1 protein-coding gene is annotated in these 1,492 nt (G+C 63.7%); it reads right to left on the bottom strand.

Annotated elements, in window-relative coordinates:
- Window positions 1–51: 51 nt before the first annotated feature.
- Window positions 52–1,368 carry an IS256 family transposase gene (locus tag NJ4_RS24790; RefSeq protein WP_067442105.1) on the bottom strand — a complete coding sequence of 439 codons (1,317 nt, stop codon included), beginning with the start codon at window positions 1,366–1,368 and terminating at the stop codon, window positions 52–54.
- Window positions 1,369–1,492 lie beyond the last annotated feature (124 nt).

Raw genomic sequence — 1,492 nt, 5'->3', positions numbered from 1 at the left:
AGCTTGTCAAGATTTCTGTGTAAGTGATCGGTCCCTCGTGGTTGATTTCTCTTACAGGTAGGGGTTGATGCGGTCGGGGTATGCGATCGCGAGCTGGCCCAGGGCTTGCTTCCAGTTCGTCACGATCTGGCCCTCGACCAGACGCGGCTTGGCTTTGCGTTGCGCGGCCGGCTTGCCGCGTTCCTTCGCCCGTTCACGGGCTCGCTTGTCTTCGATGTTGCAGATCGCCAGCCATAGCAGCTTCACCACGGCCTCGTCGTTGGGGAAGTGGCCGCGGTTCTTGGTGACTTTCCTGAGTTGGTAGTTCAGCGACTCGATGCTGTTGGTCGTGTAGATCACCCGACGCAGCTCTGGTGGGAAGGCCAGGAATGGGATGAACCGCTCCCACGCCGCGTCCCAGGTCGCCACGCAGTGCGGGTACTTCTTGCCCCAGACCGAGTTCTGGAAAGCCGCGAACGCGTCACGGGAGGCCTTGTCATTCGACGCGGTGTACATCGGCTTCAACGCCGCGGCGACGGCCTTGCGGTCGCTGTAGGACACGAACCTCATTGACGCCCGGATCAGATGAACCACGCAGGTCTGGACGGTCGCGTTCTGCCAGGTCGCCTCGATCGCTTCGGGCAGCCCGCTCAGGCCGTCGCAGCACACGATGAGGACGTCACGCACGCCGCGGTTGGCGAGCTCGGCGCACACGCCGGCCCAGAACTTCGCGCCCTCGTTGGTCTGGATCCAGATCCCCAGGACGTGCTTGATGCCGTCCATGTCCACCCCGACAGCAATGTGGGCGGCCTTGTTGATCACGTGCGCGCCGTCGCGCACCTTGACCACGATCGCATCCAGGTAGATCACCGGGTAGAACGCATCCAACGGCCTGGCCTGCCACTCCAGGATCTCCTCGGCGACCGCGTCGGTGATGTTCGAGATCGTCTCGTGTGAGAGCTCGGTCCCGATCGTCGAGGCAAGGTGGTGGCCGATGTCGCGCACGGTCATCCCGCCCGCGTAAAGGCTGATGATCATCTCGTCGAGCCCTGAAAGGCGCCGTGAGCCCTTCGGGACCAGCGTTGGGGTGAACGACCCGTCGCGGTCGCGCGGGATCGCCAGCTCGACGTCGCCGGTCTGGGTGGCGACCGTCTTCGGGGTCGTCCCGTTCCTCGAGTTCGACACTGCCGACGCTTCGGGGGCACCTTTCTCGTAGCCCAGATGCGAGGTGAGTTCGGCTTGGAGCCCGCGTTCGAGGGTCGCCTTGATCAGCCCCGGGATGAACCCGCCATCACCGGTCAGCTCGATGTCGCCGGAGTCGATCTTGGCGAACAGCTCATCCAATGCCCCCGACGCAGCCAATTCAGCGGCGGCCTTCGACCCGGGCATGTCAGCACGATCAGCACGCCTCGCAGCGGCCGCCTTCTTGTAGTCCGGTCGCCCGGTTCCTTCGGTCACAGCACTCATCATCGTTCCTTTGCTGAGACCAACCCCATACACAGACCATCTGACA

Source organism: Nocardioides jensenii JCM 1364 = NBRC 14755, from assembly GCF_001552535.1.
Lineage (GTDB): Bacteria > Actinomycetota > Actinomycetes > Propionibacteriales > Nocardioidaceae > Nocardioides > Nocardioides jensenii.
This window is presented reverse-complemented; position numbering and strand designations above follow the sequence as displayed.

What these genes read in the sequence shown, in the direction of transcription:
- NJ4_RS24790 (WP_067442105.1), bottom strand. Translation starts at nt 1,368, where the DNA reads ATGCCCGGGTCGAAGGCCGCCGCTGAATTGGCTGCGTCGGGGGCATTG.